Genomic DNA, 15,546 nt, shown 5'->3' with positions numbered 1-15,546 from the left:
CCTTTTTATTTTGAGCCGCTTATGAGTCAGCTTCATCATCTGCTGGAGCAGGCCGAGGCCCGCTGCCGGGCTCGCGGCGCGCGCTTTACGCCGATACGCCGGCGCGTTCTCGAACTGATTGCGCGCAGCGGCGGCGGTCTGAAAGCCTACGACCTGCTTGAGCAGCTGTCGGCCGAGCATGCCGCCGCGCGCCCGCCCACCGTCTATCGCGCGCTGGAGTTTTTGATTCAGCAGGGGCTTGTCCACCGCATCGAGTCGCAGAACGCCTACGTGGCCTGCGCCTGCCCCGAGCATGCCCACGGGTTTCAGCTGTTGATTTGCCGAGCCTGCGGGTACGTGGAAGAAATCCACTTTGACGACATCAGCCGGTGCCTGGCGCGCCGCGCCGGCCGCGAAGGCTTTCGGGTAGAGCGTCAAACCATCGAGCTGATCGGGCTGTGCGCGCCCTGCCTGGCATCATCCCCCGCCTCGACCTGTCCAGAGTGATTCCCCATGACCGATATCGCACGCGAACCTTTCAACACGCTGTTCAAGCGCCTGGAAAGCGCCCTCCCCGACGATGCTCTGCCCGCTGCCGCTGACGTTCTGCGCGCGGTGCGCTTTAACGCCGACGGGCTGATCCCCGCCATCGCCCAGCAGCACGACAGCGGCGAAGTCTTGATGATGGCGTGGATGAATCGCGATGCCCTCGAGGAAACCCTGCGCACCGGACGCGCGTGCTATTTCTCCCGCTCCCGGGGCAAGCTCTGGCGCAAGGGCGAATCGTCCGGCCAGCAGCAGCGGCTCAAGGCCGCATTTCTGGACTGCGACGGCGACACACTGCTGATGCAGGTCGAGCAAACCGGAGCGGCCTGCCACAGCGGCCGGCGCAGCTGCTTTTATATCGACGTCACCGCCAGGCCGCGGATTACGCGTGCTCCGCTGGTCGACCCGGCAAGCCTTTACGGGGGCAAGGCCTAATGCGACCGCTGCGCCGCTGGCTGACGGCAGTGCTGGTGGGGCTGGTGCGGGGCTATCAGTGGGTAATAAGCCCGGTGCTGGGGCCGCGCTGCCGCTTCTGGCCCAGCTGCAGCGCCTATGCGGTCGAGGCGCTGCAAGTTCACGGGCCGCTGAAAGGTGGCGCCATGGCGTTAAAGCGGATGAGTCGCTGCCACCCGGGCAGCGCCGGCGGCATCGACCCGGTTCCCGGCGGGCCCAGCGAAACTCTCTGCCGGGAAGATCCCGAGCTCGACGACAACTTCCGCCCGCGCCGTTACCGGGAGTAACGTACCTGGCCGGCGCGGCGAAAAACCACGCTGACGTTGTTGGCCGGCATGGCAACGACGGCTTCCAACGCCAGGCCGTTGGCAGCCGCCTCCGCTTCGACGCTTTCCATGTCGCGTATGCCCCAGGCCGGATTGCGCGCCTGCAGATCACGGTCGAACGCCTCGTTGCTGGCCGCCGTATGCCGGCCGCCGCGCCGGTAGGGGCCGTAGAGGAACAGCGCGCCATTATCCGTGAGGTGTTCGCCGGCCCGGCGCATCAGCGCGGCGGTGACGTTCCAGGGCGCAATATGAATCAGGTTGATGGCAACCATGGCATCGAACGCTGCGCCCCGGCATTTTTCCGGCCAGTCGGCGGTGACGTCCAGCTCAACCGGAGCCAGCAGGTTGGCGCCCCGCCCTTGCTGCTGCTCATGGCCACGCCAGGCAGCGATGGAGGCAAGCGCCTTGCTGTCAGTATCGCTTGGCTGCCACTGCCAGCCGGGCATGGCCTGCGTGAAGTGGGCGGCGTGCTCGCCGCTGCCGCTGGCAAGCTCCAGCACCCGGGCCCGAGGCGGCAGATGTTCGCGCAGCACCGCCAGTATGGGGTCGCGGTTGCGCGCCGTAGCAGCAATTGTTAGCCGCCTGTCATCAGCTGCCGTCATTTTCTGAACTCGTTTATCATCATGGCAGGGTCTGCAAGAATGCCCTTCTGTAAGCCAGTAGGTAAACTAATAGAGATTCAATTGCAAGGAATGCCAAGACGTCATGGGCAAAACGATCCCTCTTTATCTCCAGATTCAACAGCACCTGCTGGAGAAAATCCAGAGCGGTAACTGGGCAGCAGAACACCAAATTCCTCCGGAAGAGCAATTGGCACGTGATTTCGGCGTCAGCCGCATGACCGCTAACAAGGCAATTCATGATTTGGTCCAGCAAGGCTACCTGGTGCGTCAGGCAGGAGTCGGCACTTTTGTGACTGACCATAAGGCCGAATCTTCGCTGGTCGAAGTGCATAATATCGCCGACGAAGTGCGTAACCGCAGCCACGAATATAGCTGCGACGTGCTGCTTGTTGAAGCAAAAAGTGCCGATGATGAAGTGTCCATGCGTTTAGGAGTACGGCTGGGTGCCCAAGTATTTCACACCCTGATTCTCCATTATGAAAACGGAACGCCCATTCAGCTTGAGGAGCGCTACGTAAACCCGCGCCACGCTCCTCGCTACCTGGAAACCAATTTTCACCAGCATACCCCCAATGAAGTGCTGGTAGCAGCCTGTCCGATTACCGACGTGGAGCACGTAGTCGAAGCGGTGCTGGTGGATAAAGAAACAGCTGCCCTGCTGGACATTGATTCACCACAACCTTGCTTGCAGCTGATACGACGCACTTGGTCAGGAGAGCAGCTGATTAGCTATGCACGCCTGACGCATCCCGGTGGCCGTTACAAGCTTCGCTCTTCGCTGCATACTTCCTGAGAAAATATCGCGTTTCGGCCAGCACCTGCTGTGGTATTACATCGGAGATCTTTTGGAAATTGCTAGGGTGTGTTAACAATCATTAGTTTTGTTTAAACTGATTTAGTATTCATAGATTTTGGTGGGCCATGAGTCGGTTGAAGTTACGCGATGATCAGTGGGAGCGAATCGAGCACCTGCTCCCCGGCAAAGCCTCAGACTGTGGGGTAACTGCCAAGGACAATCGCCTGTTCGTGGAAGCCGTGCTCTGGATCGCTCGGACCGGCGCCCCGTGGCGTGATCTTCCCGAATCTTTTGGGCGCTGGCACACCGTCTACATGCGGTATAACCGTTGGTCACGAAAGGGCGTTTGGCAGCGTATTTTTGACACAGTAGCCGACGATCCCGATCTAGAGCAGCTGATGATCGACGGTAGCATCGTCAGGGTGCACCAGCATGGAGCGTCAAAAAAACACGCAAGACGTCGAAGCCATGGGCAAATCTCGAGGCGGATTGAGCACCAAGATTCATGTGGCGGTAGACGCCCTGGGTAACCCAATGCGACTTCTTCTGACGCCTGGCCAAGCCTCCGAGTACGGCCCCGCTCCGGCACTGCTCGAAGGCTTTTCCCCGCAAGCGGTACTGGGTGACAAAGGTTATGATTCCGACGCCCTGATGGAAGTGATTGCCGAGGCCGGGGCAACGGCCGTGATTCCCCCAAAAAAAATCGCCGTGAGCCCCGGGATATAGACTGGCACCTTTACAAAGATCGCAATTTGGTGGAGCGATTTTTCCATAAAATCAAGAAGTTCCGGCGGTTATCTACACGCTATGAGCGACTGGCAAGAAACTACCAGTCACTCCTCTGCCTCGTGTCAGCCGCCATATGGCTGGCCTAATTGTTAACGCCCCCTAGGGCCTGTTGACGTTTCACATTGGTAGCCATAAAAAGCCGCATGCCAAGGCCACCATGCTTTCGTAATTTCGTTTGAGCTTATCGTAGCGCGTCGCAATGGCGCGATACGGTTTCAATCGAGCAAAGGCATTCTCAACCAGATGCCGGTAGCGATATAACCCTCTGTCCAGATTGGCATTTCCTTTTTTCGAGTTACGCCTGCGTGGAATGACGGCAGCCATTCCTTTGGCTTCGACCTGCTCACGGATACGTTCACTGTCATAGCCTTTGTCAGCCACCAGCGCGTCACCTGCCGGCAAACCGTCAATCAATGCCTGGGCTTCCGTGCTGTCGTGCACTTCACCCCCGGTTATTCTGAAGGCGATCGGCAACCCATAAGCATCCACGGCCAAGTGGATCTTGCTGGTATTGCCTGCACGACTTTTGCCAATGGCTTCTGCATCTTCCGTGGCAGCCCCAGTGCTATCTTGGTGAGCCTTGACGTAGGAACCATCAATAAATAGCCACTCGACATCAGGATCTTCCACCAGAGAGATGAAAATCCTCATCAGCTTTCCACTCGCTGACCAGGCGTTGAAGCGCTTGTAGACCGTGTTCCAGGGGCCAAACGCCTCCGGTAGGTCCCGCCACGGGCAGCCGGTTCGCATCCGATAAAGGATGCCTTCCACCGTGGTACGCAGATCGGTCTTGTCATAAATACCTTGTTGAAGCAGGATAGATTTCAGCTTCGGCCAGTGTTCATCCGTGAGCATTTGTCGGGGCATGGCAGGCTTGCAGTTTGTTGGCTTAGGAACCTTTATTCTGTGAGCTTGCCCCTATCCTGCCAATACCCCTGCCATGAAACGTCAACAGACCCTAGCCAATGTTATTCACTATCATGGCTGTCGGCACGGCTAGCAGCAGGCTGAGCGCCACCCTGATGAACCAGACGATGACGATGCGGCCCACGCTGAGCGGAATGCGAGTCGACAGAATGCAGGGAATCGACGCCGAGAAGAACAGCACCGCCGATACCGAGACGACACCGGCGGCAAAGCGTGCCACAAAGCCAGCGTCGTCCATCAGCAGAGCAGGCAAAAACATTTCGGCAAGACCGGCTGCTGAAGCCTGAGCCAGCTGACGTGCCTCCTCCAGCCCCCAGATCGCGACAAAAGGATAGAACAGCCAGCCGACCCAGTCGAAGAGCGGCGTGTACTTGGCCACCAGCAGACCGGCAAGCCCTACCGACATGATCGACGGCAGAATGCTGATGGCCATCAGCAGGCCCTCCTTGAAGTTCAGCGCCACGCTTGCCGCTAGCGAAGGCGCCTTGGCAGCCACATCAAGTCCGGTCCGCCAGGCAGTCACGAAACGTCGCCCGGGTTCGGCCACCGGCTCGCCGCCTTCGCTTGTGTCGTCCATCGTTGCCAGCGGCGGCAAACGCACCGTGATCGCGGTGACCACGAAGGTGATGAGCAGGGTCAGCCAGAAATAAGTGTTCCACACGCTCATCAGGTCGAGGGTTTTGGCGACAATAATCATGAAGGTCGCCGATACTGTCGAGAAGCCGGTAGCGATGATGGCCGCTTCGCGTGCCGAGTAGTGTCCGGCGATGTAGACCCGATTGGTGATCAGCAGGCCAATAGAGTAGCTGCCGACAAAGGAGGCTACTGCATCGATGGCACTGCGCCCCGGGGTGCGCCAGATCGGTCGCATTACCGGCTGCACCAGAACGCCGATCAGCTCAAGCAGGCCGAAGCTGACCAGCAGTGCGAGAAAGATGGCGCCAATCGGGACGATCAGCCCTACCGGTATGACCAGCTTGTCAAACAGAAACGGCAGCATGTCCGGCGTATGCAGAAAGTCCGGCCCCCAGCCTGTCAGCGCTATTCCGGCCACCGGAATACCGATCAGCTTAAGACCGGTGAACACGCTATTGGTCAGGTTTTCGCGCCAGGTGCCAGTTAACAACGGGTAAAGCCCGCCGGCGATGATCATTGCCATGGCATACAGGCCGCTACCCTTGCCCATTAGAGACCGCGCGCCTGTGACCATATGATCCAGCGCGATGGTGGTATGCCCGTTGAGCGTGATTGGCACGAAGAATATGAAAATGCCCAGCAGGCTGGGCAGCAGTAACTTGACAACGGTAGCCCGCGAGGACTGCTGTGGCTTTGAGGGGTCAGATGGCGACATGGACTGGCTCCGCAGTGGTAGGTAAGAAATCGAATATAGCTGGCGTAGGCAGGCTTCATTCTTCATTTGTATATACACAAAGTAACACTGCTTCTGGCTCTGGCGCGCCCTTCAAAACTAGACTTTAGTCTATTTTTGTTTTTCTCTACATTTCTTTATTTCAAAAATAATATATTGTATTCAACAACTTATATTATTATTTCGGATGGCCTGACCTTCTTCCACTATTAAAAACAACGTTCCAGTATTGGCATGCACCACGCAAGTCAGCTAGTTTGTATTGTATATACATAACTAAGCCCAACTCAGCAGCTTCAGAGGAGATAACCCTATGGCTAGCAGTGATAAAAGCCGCCGCGTTTGGCGAGATGTCACCGTGTTTGATGGCGATCAGACCCTTGAAGGCCTCCAGGCTGTGATTGTTGAGGGCGACATCTTTGTCGATGTGCTGCCCATGGCCGATACCGATGCCGCCTTGCTTGATAGCGGCGAAGACATGGGCTCAGGCGGCGTCATTACGCCCGGGTTGATCGACTGCCACACCCACCTGGTCTTCGGCGGCAATCGTGCCGAAGAGTTCGAGGCGCGACTGGAAGGCGTGAGTTATGAAGAGGTCGCACGCCGCGGTGGCGGCATTCTCAGCACCGTCAACGCTACCCGCCAGGCAAGCGAGGACGACCTGGTTGCAAGCGCCCTGCCGCGCCTGGATGCGCTGATCGCCGATGGCGTCACCACGATAGAGATCAAGTCGGGCTACGGGCTGGATGTCGAGCACGAGATGAAGATGCTGCGCGCGGCGCGGCGACTGGGCGAATTGCGCCCGATACGCGTCGTCACCACCCTGCTCGGCGCTCACGCTCTGCCGCCGGAGTTCAAGGACGACAGCGACGACTACATCGACCTGGTCTGCAACGAGATGATCCCAAGAGCTGCCGCCGAGGGCCTGGCCGATGCGGTGGACGTATTCTGCGAGAAAATCGCATTCTCGGTCTCTCAGTGCGAACGCGTCTTCAAGGCCGCTAATGCCTATGGCCTGCCGATCAAGGCCCACGCGGAGCAGCTATCCAACCTGGGCGGTAGCGCTGCTGCCGCACGCCACGGCGCGCTGTCTGCGGATCACATCGAATATCTCGACGAAGCCGGCATTGAGGCAATGCGTGAAGCCGGCACTCTTGCTGTCATTCTGCCCGGTGCTTTCCATACGCTACGTGAAACGCAGCAGCCGCCTATTGAGGCCCTACGCGAAGCCGGCGTGCCGATGGCCGTCGCCACCGATGCCAACCCCGGCACCTCGCCGCTCTTTCAAGCCACGTTGATGCTCAATCTGGCATGCACGCTATTTCGCATGACACCGGGCGAAGCGCTGGCCGGAATGACGGCGCACGGCGCTCAGGCGCTGGGACTCAATGAGCTGGGCCGCGTTGCCCCCGGACAGCCGGCTGACCTGTGCCGCTGGCACATCGAAACGCCGGCCGAACTGGCCTACGCCGTCCAGCCCGGGCGGCTGGCTCAGCGTCTCTATCGCGGGGAGCTGACCGAGGGACTGTCCAATGAGCGCTGAGATCGATATGACAATCTGGCAAGGCCGCACCGACCCCGAGTTCAACAGTGAGCGTTGGCATCAGCGCGTCCGACCGCTGAGCGAAAACGCAGCAGCAGGCTGCGCCCTGCTCGGCTTTGCCAGCGATTCCGGCGTCGCGCGAAATCAGGGCCGCGTCGGGGCGGCCAAGGGCCCTGTCGCGATTCGTCGCGCGCTGGCTTCGCAGGCCTGGCATCGTCAGGGGCCGGCCTATGACGTCGGCGACGTGATCTGTGAAGGCGATGCCCTGGAGCAGGCTCAGCAACATCTTGGTGAGCGCCTCGCTCCGCTGCTTGATGCCGGTCACCTGCCGGTGGTGCTGGGCGGCGGCCACGAGATTGCCTTTGGCAGCTGGCTGGGGCTGGCGCGTCACCTGGAAAACCAGGGCAACAAGTCGCCCAGGGTCGGTATTATCAATCTGGATGCCCATTTCGACCTGCGCGATCCGCAGCACGTGCGCTCTTCCGGTACGCCCTTTGCGCAAATTGCCGAGCAGTGCGAGGAGCTCGGCTGGTCATTTCATTACGCCTGCCTGGGCGTCAGCCGAGCCAGCAATACCCGGGCGCTGTTTGAGCGCGCCGCTGAGCTCCAGGTGCTGATTCGCGAAGATCGTGATTTCTCGCCTACAGCCATCGAAGAGCTGAGACAGGATGTTGAACGCTTCATCGCTTCCTGCGACCACCTTTATCTGACCGTTGATCTTGATGTCCTGCCGGCCTGCGAAGCGCCCGGCGTCAGCGCGCCCGCGGCTCGCGGCGTGTCGCTTGTCTTGTTTGAACCCCTGATCGAAACAATCCGCGACAGCGGCAAGCTGCGGCTGGCCGATTTGGCCGAGCTCAACCCCGATTACGACATCGACAATCGTACCGCCAAGCTGGCAGCGCGGCTGGTTCATCTGTTGACACTGAACGGCTGAGTGCATAACAGCTAATGACAACACGAGGAAATGAAAATATGAGCAACCAAGACCAGAAGCGTCACGACCCTAGCCGCAAGATTGCTTCACCTACTGGCCCCGAGCTTAGCTGCAAGAGCTGGCTGACCGAAGCGCCCATGCGCATGCTGATGAACAACCTGCACCCGGACGTGGCCGAGCGCCCCGAGGATCTGGTGGTCTACGGCGGTATCGGTCGCGCCGCCCGGGACTGGGAGTGCTACGACAAGATTATCGAGACTCTCAAGCGCCTGGAGGACCATCAGACCCTGTTGATTCAGTCCGGCAAGCCGGTAGGCGTATTCGAAACCCATAAAGATGCCCCGCGGGTGCTGATCGCCAACTCCAACCTGGTGCCGGCCTGGGCCAACTGGGAGCATTTCAACGAGCTGGATCGCAAGGGCCTGATGATGTACGGCCAGATGACTGCGGGCTCGTGGATCTACATCGCCTCTCAGGGCATCGTCCAGGGCACCTACGAGACCTTCGTCGAGGCGGGGCGTCAGCACTATGAGGGTGATCTCAAGGGCCGCTGGATTCTCACCGCCGGCCTTGGCGGCATGGGCGGTGCTCAGCCGTTGGCAGCCAGTATGGCCGGTGCCTGCTCGTTGAATATCGAGTGCCGGCAGTCAAGTATCGATTTCCGTCTGCGTACCCGCTATCTGGACGAGCAGGCCGAGAATCTTGATGACGCTCTGGAGCGTATTGAAAAGCACACTCAGGAAGGCAAGGCAGTATCCATCGGGCTGTGTGCCAACGCGGCCGATGTGCTACCGGAGCTGGTCAAGCGCGGGGTGCGCCCGGGCATGGTAACCGATCAAACTAGCGCCCACGATCCGCTGCACGGCTACCTGCCCTCCGGCTGGACCTGGGATGACTATATGGCTCGCGGCAAGCAGGAGCCGAAAGCCGTCGTCAAGGCTGCCAAGCAGTCTATGGCTGTCCACGTCCAGGCCATGCTCGACTTCCAGAAGATGGGGATTCCCACTTTCGACTACGGCAACAATATCCGCCAGATGGCCCAGGAAGAAGGTGTCAAGAACGCCTTCGACTTCCCGGGCTTCGTGCCGGCCTATATCCGTCCGCTGTTCTGTCAGGGCGTTGGGCCCTTCCGCTGGGCAGCGCTCTCCGGCGACCCGGAGGACATCTACAAGACCGATCAGAAGGTCAAGGAGCTGATTCCCGACGATCCGCACCTGCATAACTGGCTCGACATGGCCAAGGAGCGTATCTCCTTCCAGGGCCTGCCGGCACGCATCTGCTGGGTCGGCCTCAAGGACCGCGCGCGTCTCGGCCAAGCCTTCAATGAGATGGTCAAAAACGGCGAGCTCAAGGCGCCCGTTGTCATCGGTCGCGACCACCTAGACTCCGGCTCGGTAGCCAGCCCCAACCGTGAGACCGAGTCGATGCGGGACGGGACGGATGCCGTTTCCGACTGGCCGCTGCTCAACGCCCTACTCAATACCGCCGGCGGAGCTACCTGGGTGTCGCTACACCACGGTGGGGGCGTAGGTATGGGCTACTCCCAGCACGCCGGAGTGGTGATCGTCTGCGACGGCACCGACGACGCCCATGCTCGCCTTGGTCGCGTACTACGCAACGACCCGGGGACCGGCGTCATGCGTCACGCCGATGCAGGCTACGACATCGCTGTTGAATCTGCCAAAGAAAACGGCTTGGATTTGCCGATGGTCAAATAAAAAGCGCCTAATAAAATTCCACAGGCACTCAACAGAGTGCCTGTTTATAAGCGAAAGCCGGAGGTGGCTATGCAGCCATTACAGGGCGTGACTATTCTTGACTTGTCGCGCGTGTTAGCCGGCCCTTATTGTACTTCGATGCTAGTCGATCTAGGGGCCGAGGTTATTAAGATTGAAGCTGAGCACGGTGACGACAGCCGTCATATTGCCCCCTTTATGGAAGATGAGAGCATTTATTTCTCAATGCTCAATCGTGGAAAAAAAAGTCTATGCCTGAACCTTAAAGATCCCAAAGATAAATCTCATTTTGATACGTTGTGTAAAAATGCTGATGTTATAGTAGAAAACTTCCGTCCCGGAGTCACTTCACGCCTTGGTATCGATGAAAAAACGCTTCGTGAGCGTCACCCAAGCTTGATTTATTGTTCTATCTCAGGCTTTGGGCAAACAGGACCAATGACCTCTAAACCAGCCTATGACATCATCGCCCAAGCGTTATCCGGCATCATGGCAGCCACTGGCCCTGAAGGTGGCCCGCCAACTCGGATTGGCGAATCCATGGGGGATGTCTGTGCCGGGATGTTTTCCAGCTGGTCAATTTGTGCAGCACTTTTTCAGCGTGAGCGTGACCCTGAGCGAAAAGGCTGCTATCTCGACGTATCCATGCTCGATTGCCTATTTTCAATGCAAGTCACCAATCTTGCCCAGTATGTTGCTAATGACCAGGCTCCTTCGCCAATTGGCAATCGCCACCCACTCTCTGCTCCTTTCGATAGCTTCCAAGCAAGCGATGGTAAAGTGATTATCGCTGTTATATCAAACGGTCTTTTTAAACGTTTGGCTGAATGTATGGAAATGTCTGAACTTATTAGCGATGAGCGCTTCTCAAGCGATGAACGGCGCTGTGCTAACCAAGCAGAGCTTAAGGCAATTATCGAAGCATGGACGGAGCAGGATACAGTGGATGGAATCTGCATTAAGCTTGATGCAGCAGGTGTGCCGGCCTCTCCTATCTGGGACATCAAGCAAACATCACAGTCCCAGCATGCCGACAGCCGACAGCTGCTGATGGATATGGGCCAATGGCGATCCCCTGCACAACCGGTGTATTTTAACGGGAAAAAAGTTGCTAATGACCAGCCCGCACCAAAACTTGGACAACACAACAGCTTGCTAAAAGGTTAATGATTATGGACTTCACATTTAACGATGACGAAATCGCCTTTCAAGATATTGCCAAAAAAGTTTCTTCCGAGGTGTTGAAGGATAATGCCAAATATTATGATGAAACGCGCGAATTTTGTACTGAAAGCTTAAAAGCTTTAGGCGAACTTGGTTTTTGGGGAATGAATTTGCCGTCCGACTATGATGGCGTTGATATTAGCAGTATCGGCATGACACTAGCTGTAGAAGAAGTTGCCTACCACTGTGCTGCTACTTGTTCTTCTCTAACAGCACATTTTTTGTCAACTGACTCAATTTTGATAGGCGGCACCGAGCAGCAAAGGCAAGATTATTTGCCAAGATGCGCTGCCGGCGAGTTACTCGGGGCTTTTGCCCTTACTGAACCTGGAGCTGGTTCAAATCCGGCTGAGATGCGGACGAAGGCAACACGTACTGAAAAAGGTTGGCATCTAACAGGAACCAAGCACTATATCACTAATGGTGCTTACGCTGATTTCCTTGTGGTTTATGCCATGACAGATCCTGATGCAGGTCATAAAGGTATTTCCGCTTTCTTGGTCGATAGCGATAATTCAGGTATTAACTATGCTAGTCCTGAAAAGACTCTTGGGCTATGTGGTAGTCATATCTACGAAATCAGTTTTGATTGCGTCGTACCCGAAAGCGCTCTATTAGGTAAGGAGGGTGCAGGGTTTTCAACTGCTATGGAAGTTCTTGACCGTGGTCGCGTAGAGATTGCTGCTATGAGTTTAGGTATTGCTAGGGCGGCTTACGATGACAGCATATTGTGGTCAAAAGAGCGTGTGGTTAGTGGTAAGCCATTATGCAAACACCAAGGCCTCCAGTGGATGTTAGCTGAGATGCATACTCAGCTGGAAGCAGCAAAACTGGTCACTTACAAAGCGGCTGATGCGCGTGATACAGACCAAAGATTTAGCGTTGAATCTGCTGTTGCCAAGCTATTTGCATCCGAAACTGCAGCGAAAATTACCGATAACGCAGTACAAATTCATGGCGGTTACGGCTATATCAGCGACCTCCCTATCGAACGATATTATCGTGATGCCCGAATCACACGTATTTTCGAAGGTACCTCCGAGATCCAGAAGCTTATTATCGGGCGTGCCATCACTTTCTAGTTCGCTAGACTTGGAGCTATAACCATGAAAGTACTCGTCGCTGTCAAGCGCGTCATTGACTACAACGTCAAGATTCGCGTGAAGCCGGATAACTCCGACGTTGACCTAACCAACGTCAAGATGGCCATGAATCCCTTCTGCGAGATCGCCGTGGAAGAGGCGGTACGCCTGAAAGAGAAGGGGGTGGCTACCGAGGTGGTCGCCGTTACTGTTGGGCCTAAAGCGGCTCAGGAACAGCTGCGAACGTCATTGGCACTGGGTGCGGATCGGGGTATCCATGTACAAACCGATGAGCGCGTTGAATCATTGGGCGCTGCCAAGGCGCTGGCCAAGCTGGTTGAGGAAGAGCAGCCGGAGCTGATCATTCTTGGGAAGCAGGCCATCGATACCGATAACAACCAGACGGGGCAGATGTTGGCGGCGCTGACCGGACGCCCTCAGGGCACCTTTGCGTCCGAGATTACCGTGGAAGACGGCAAGCTGCAGGTGACCCGCGAAATCGACGGCGGCCTGCAGACGCTTGAGCTGGTTTTGCCCGCGGTGGTGACCGCCGATCTGCGTTTGAATGAGCCGCGCTATGCCAAGCTGCCGGATGTCATGAAAGCCAAGAAGAAACCGCTGGACGTCAAAACCCCGGAAGAGCTGGGCCTCGACGTGGCCAGCAAGTTGGCTCTGATCAAGGTTGAACCACCGGCCGAACGTGAAGGTGGCATAAAGGTGGGCTCAGTTGATGAGCTTGTGGACAAACTCCAGAACGAAGCCAAGGTGATTTCATGAGTATTCTGGTTTTGGCAGAGCATCAGGACGGTGAGCTGGACAGTGTGACTGCCCATGTCGTTGCTGCCGCCCAGGCGATCGGCGGCAATATTGATCTGCTGGTAGCCGGCGACAACGTTGACGCCGTGGCGGAGGCGGCCGCCAAACTCGACGGTGTGACCAAGGTGCGCGTGGCCGATAGTAACGTTTTTGCCCACCAGCTGGCCGAGCCGCTAAGCGAACTGCTGGCCATGCTGGCCGATGACTATAGCCACGTATTGGCGGCGGCTTCGACGAATGGCAAAAATGCGCTGCCTCGGGTTGCCGCTTTGAAAGACGTAGCGCAGATATCTGATATCATTGCCGTGGAATCCGCCGATACCTTCAGGCGACCGATCTATGCAGGTAACGCCATCGCCACCGTGCAGAGCAGCGATGCCCTAAAGGTTATCACGGTGCGTGCTACCGGCTTTGACCCGGTGGCCGCAGGTGGCAACGCAAGTATCGAGGCAGTCGAACAGAGCATCGAGAATCGCATATCGGCTTTCGTCAAGGAGTCCTTGGCTGAGAGCGATCGTCCCGAGTTGGGTGCCGCGCGAGCGGTCGTTTCCGGCGGTCGCGGTATGGGAAGTGCCGACAACTTCAAGCTGCTTAACGGCATCGCCGACAAGCTAGGTGCCGCGATTGGCGCTTCCCGAGCCGCGGTGGACTCCGGCTTTGTGCCCAACGACATGCAGGTAGGGCAAACCGGCAAGATCGTTGCCCCCGATCTGTATGTCGCGGTGGGCATTTCCGGTGCCATTCAGCACCTGGCGGGAATGAAAGACGCCAAGGTGATTGTGGCGATCAACAAAGATGACGACGCACCCATCTTCCAGATAGCCGATTACGGTTTGGTTGCTGATCTGTTTGAGGCTGTGCCGGAACTGGAAAGCAAGCTCTAAATAATCAGCACCTGCCTATAGACTCTCCCAGTAGTTGTGGGTGTTACCACCAAATGACAGCATGTTTTATCACCTCTGCTGTCACCAAAACCGGCCAATTTTCTCTGTAGCCGAGCTTTCAATATAAATACTAAAGGAGAAAACAATGAACAAGACGGAAGTGACTAACACTCCAAACTCTGCTGCGTTGAAGGCAATCTTTGGCAGCCTTATCGGAGTCGGCATTTTCTTTATCCCTTTTTCAGTGCAGGAAGGCGAAACCAAAATACCTTTGGTAATACTTATTGATTACGTCAAAGATATTCTCGGTGGAAATCTGCAGTATATTACCCTTGGGGTGGTTGTTCTACTCTGCACTACATGGATAGCCTCTAGATTTACCAGTAATAGGCGAGTCAATAACTATCATAAAAAAGACGGGAATATTATTGGACTTCTTTTCATATTATCAGCCATATTTTCGATACTTATTATATTTGAAGTTGGGCCCGACTGGCTGCTCCACGAGGATGTGGGAGGGTTAGCGCTCACGCTCGGTGGTAGCGTGTTATTAACAGTTTCCATAGCGGGATTCTTGGTGGTTTTTTTGATGGCATTTGGTTTTCCCGAATTTATTGGCACATTGATGGAGCCAATGATGAGAAGATTTTATCGTGTTCCTGGCAGGGCAGCAGTGGATTCGGTTACTTCATTTGTCGCCTCGCCCGCTGTCGGCGTTTTTGTCACGAATCAGTTTTATAGAGAAGGAAAATATAATCAGAGGGAAGCTGCCAGCATTGCAACAAACTTCAGTGTGGTAAGTATTGGTTTTTTTGCATTACTGGTATCGATTGGTGGAATTCTTAACTATCTCCCGCATATGATCATCACGTCATTCGTTATAACTTTTTTACTTGCCGCTATAATGATCCGAATCCCTCCGCTATCCAGGAAAAGTGATAGTTATATCGATAGTCAGGAATATATAAAAAGTGACACGGATAATCTAGCGAAAGGAAATATTTTTGTGCGTGCCTGTCAAGCAGCGTCAAGACGTGCTGCTGCTTCGGGCCCTGAGGTTTTCAAAAAAGCCTTCTGGGATGCAATTGCTTTTACACAGAAGATAGTCGCCTACGTTATTGCTATTGCAACGCTATCACTTATTTTGGCTACTTATACACCAATTTTTGAATATCTTGGCGCTGGTTTTCAATATCCTCTGGATATGCTTCAGCTTCCCAATGCGGATAAAATCGCGCCAACAGTCTTGATTTCCATTGCCGAAGTTGCGCTGCCAGTCATCATTATTTCTGGAACCGATGCCGCTCCAATGAGCATCTTTTTTGTATGCACTCTGTCAACAGTTCAAATTATCTTCTTTACAGAAAACGCTAATGCTATACTCGAGTCAGACATCCCACTATCTATCCTTGACCTGGTTGTCATTTTCTTGATTCGAACTATTATCGCCATCCCCTTAGTGGCAATTGCGACTCACTTAATATTTTAAAAAAACATTGATATATTCGGTTGTACTTTG

15 protein-coding genes and 1 pseudogene are annotated in these 15,546 nt (G+C 55.8%); 13 read left to right on the top strand and 3 right to left on the bottom strand.

The features are described 5' to 3' along the window. The first annotated feature begins 21 nt into the window (after positions 1-21). The 3 genes from P1P91_RS08395 to yidD are packed head-to-tail and all read left to right on the top strand — an operon-like array spanning position 22 to position 1,265. Positions 22-486 (top strand): Fur family transcriptional regulator, encoded by a 465-nt coding sequence (locus tag P1P91_RS08395; RefSeq protein WP_311881920.1) that lies wholly within the window; start codon positions 22-24, stop codon positions 484-486. A gap of 6 nt (positions 487-492) precedes the next feature. Beyond that, positions 493-960 carry a phosphoribosyl-AMP cyclohydrolase gene (gene hisI, locus P1P91_RS08390; RefSeq protein WP_311881918.1) on the top strand — a complete coding sequence of 156 codons (468 nt, stop codon included), beginning with the start codon at positions 493-495 and terminating at the stop codon, positions 958-960. After that, complete coding sequence (yidD, locus tag P1P91_RS08385) at positions 960-1,265, top strand: membrane protein insertion efficiency factor YidD (protein WP_311881917.1); 306 nt, start codon at positions 960-962, stop codon at positions 1,263-1,265. The genes hisI and yidD overlap by 1 nt, the downstream gene beginning before the upstream one ends. On the opposite strand, the gene P1P91_RS08380 is transcribed toward yidD, so the two are convergent. Further along, entirely contained in the window at positions 1,253-1,906 is a 654-nt protein-coding gene (locus P1P91_RS08380) for a DUF938 domain-containing protein (RefSeq protein ID WP_311881916.1), read from the bottom strand. The genes yidD and P1P91_RS08380 overlap by 13 nt on opposite strands. A gap of 103 nt (positions 1,907-2,009) precedes the next feature. On the opposite strand from P1P91_RS08380, the gene hutC reads away from it, so the two are divergent. After that, positions 2,010-2,720 carry a histidine utilization repressor gene (hutC, locus tag P1P91_RS08375; RefSeq protein WP_311881915.1) on the top strand — a complete coding sequence of 237 codons (711 nt, stop codon included), beginning with the start codon at positions 2,010-2,012 and terminating at the stop codon, positions 2,718-2,720. Between the two features lie 128 nt (positions 2,721-2,848). After that, positions 2,849-3,598, top strand: a pseudogene (locus P1P91_RS08370) (IS5 family transposase). A gap of 31 nt (positions 3,599-3,629) precedes the next feature. On the opposite strand, the gene P1P91_RS08365 reads toward P1P91_RS08370, so the two are convergent. Continuing rightward, on the bottom strand, positions 3,630-4,379 hold the full coding sequence (locus P1P91_RS08365; protein ID WP_311881913.1) for an IS5 family transposase: 750 nt from the start codon (positions 4,377-4,379) through the stop codon (positions 3,630-3,632). Between the two features lie 91 nt (positions 4,380-4,470). After that, entirely contained in the window at positions 4,471-5,856 is a 1,386-nt protein-coding gene (locus tag P1P91_RS08360; protein WP_311881909.1) for a YjiH family protein, read from the bottom strand. A gap of 265 nt (positions 5,857-6,121) precedes the next feature. Here P1P91_RS08360 and hutI point away from each other — a divergent pair, with 265 nt between their 5' ends. The 8 genes from hutI (at position 6,122) to P1P91_RS08320 (ending at position 15,516) form a co-directional block, all read left to right on the top strand. Beyond that, positions 6,122-7,351 (top strand): imidazolonepropionase, encoded by a 1,230-nt coding sequence (gene hutI / locus P1P91_RS08355; RefSeq protein WP_311881907.1) that lies wholly within the window; start codon positions 6,122-6,124, stop codon positions 7,349-7,351. A gap of 7 nt (positions 7,352-7,358) precedes the next feature. Further along, the gene (gene hutG, locus P1P91_RS08350; protein WP_311881905.1) at positions 7,359-8,285 is read left to right on the top strand and encodes a formimidoylglutamase; all 927 of its coding nucleotides are present in this window, start codon (positions 7,359-7,361) and stop codon (positions 8,283-8,285) included. 38 nt (positions 8,286-8,323) lie between these two features. Next, positions 8,324-10,003, top strand: a complete 1,680-nt coding sequence (gene hutU, locus P1P91_RS08345) for a urocanate hydratase (protein WP_311881904.1) — start codon at positions 8,324-8,326, stop codon at positions 10,001-10,003. A gap of 69 nt (positions 10,004-10,072) precedes the next feature. After that, positions 10,073-11,188: a CaiB/BaiF CoA transferase family protein gene (locus P1P91_RS08340; RefSeq protein ID WP_311881903.1), complete on the top strand. Its 1,116-nt coding sequence runs from the start codon at positions 10,073-10,075 to the stop codon at positions 11,186-11,188. Beyond that, positions 11,188-12,327, top strand: coding sequence for an acyl-CoA dehydrogenase family protein (locus P1P91_RS08335; RefSeq protein ID WP_311881902.1), 1,140 nt, complete (start codon positions 11,188-11,190; stop codon positions 12,325-12,327). Before P1P91_RS08340 ends, P1P91_RS08335 begins: the two co-directional genes overlap by 1 nt. Before the next feature lie 24 nt (positions 12,328-12,351). After that, positions 12,352-13,104, top strand: a complete 753-nt coding sequence (locus tag P1P91_RS08330) for an electron transfer flavoprotein subunit beta/FixA family protein (protein ID WP_311881901.1) — start codon at positions 12,352-12,354, stop codon at positions 13,102-13,104. Beyond that, a complete protein-coding gene (locus P1P91_RS08325; protein ID WP_311881900.1) occupies positions 13,101-14,027 on the top strand; it encodes an electron transfer flavoprotein subunit alpha/FixB family protein in 927 nt (308 codons plus the stop codon). Before P1P91_RS08330 ends, P1P91_RS08325 begins: the two co-directional genes overlap by 4 nt. A gap of 145 nt (positions 14,028-14,172) precedes the next feature. Further along, positions 14,173-15,516, top strand: a complete 1,344-nt coding sequence (locus P1P91_RS08320) for a YjiH family protein (protein WP_311881899.1) — start codon at positions 14,173-14,175, stop codon at positions 15,514-15,516. Positions 15,517-15,546: the final 30 nt, after the last annotated feature.

Source organism: Halomonas piscis, from assembly GCF_031886125.1.
Taxonomy (GTDB): domain Bacteria; phylum Pseudomonadota; class Gammaproteobacteria; order Pseudomonadales; family Halomonadaceae; genus Vreelandella; species Vreelandella piscis.
The sequence above is the reverse complement of the archived record's forward strand: the minus strand, read 5'-3'. Positions and strand labels throughout refer to the sequence as shown.

Bases quoted from the DNA above. Each gene is read 5' to 3' on its own strand.
- P1P91_RS08395 (WP_311881920.1), top strand. From the start codon at position 22: ATGAGTCAGCTTCATCATCTGCTGGAGCAGGCCGAGGCCCGCTGCCGG.
- hisI (WP_311881918.1), top strand. From the start codon at position 493: ATGACCGATATCGCACGCGAACCTTTCAACACGCTGTTCAAGCGCCTG.
- yidD (WP_311881917.1), top strand. From the start codon at position 960: ATGCGACCGCTGCGCCGCTGGCTGACGGCAGTGCTGGTGGGGCTGGTG.
- P1P91_RS08380 (WP_311881916.1), bottom strand. From the start codon at position 1,906: ATGACGGCAGCTGATGACAGGCGGCTAACAATTGCTGCTACGGCGCGC.
- hutC (WP_311881915.1), top strand. From the start codon at position 2,010: ATGGGCAAAACGATCCCTCTTTATCTCCAGATTCAACAGCACCTGCTG.
- P1P91_RS08365 (WP_311881913.1), bottom strand. From the start codon at position 4,379: ATGCCCCGACAAATGCTCACGGATGAACACTGGCCGAAGCTGAAATCT.
- P1P91_RS08360 (WP_311881909.1), bottom strand. From the start codon at position 5,856: ATGAAGAATGAAGCCTGCCTACGCCAGCTATATTCGATTTCTTACCTA.
- hutI (WP_311881907.1), top strand. From the start codon at position 6,122: ATGGCTAGCAGTGATAAAAGCCGCCGCGTTTGGCGAGATGTCACCGTG.
- hutG (WP_311881905.1), top strand. From the start codon at position 7,359: ATGACAATCTGGCAAGGCCGCACCGACCCCGAGTTCAACAGTGAGCGT.
- hutU (WP_311881904.1), top strand. From the start codon at position 8,324: ATGAGCAACCAAGACCAGAAGCGTCACGACCCTAGCCGCAAGATTGCT.
- P1P91_RS08340 (WP_311881903.1), top strand. From the start codon at position 10,073: ATGCAGCCATTACAGGGCGTGACTATTCTTGACTTGTCGCGCGTGTTA.
- P1P91_RS08335 (WP_311881902.1), top strand. From the start codon at position 11,188: ATGATTATGGACTTCACATTTAACGATGACGAAATCGCCTTTCAAGAT.
- P1P91_RS08330 (WP_311881901.1), top strand. From the start codon at position 12,352: ATGAAAGTACTCGTCGCTGTCAAGCGCGTCATTGACTACAACGTCAAG.
- P1P91_RS08325 (WP_311881900.1), top strand. From the start codon at position 13,101: ATGAGTATTCTGGTTTTGGCAGAGCATCAGGACGGTGAGCTGGACAGT.
- P1P91_RS08320 (WP_311881899.1), top strand. From the start codon at position 14,173: ATGAACAAGACGGAAGTGACTAACACTCCAAACTCTGCTGCGTTGAAG.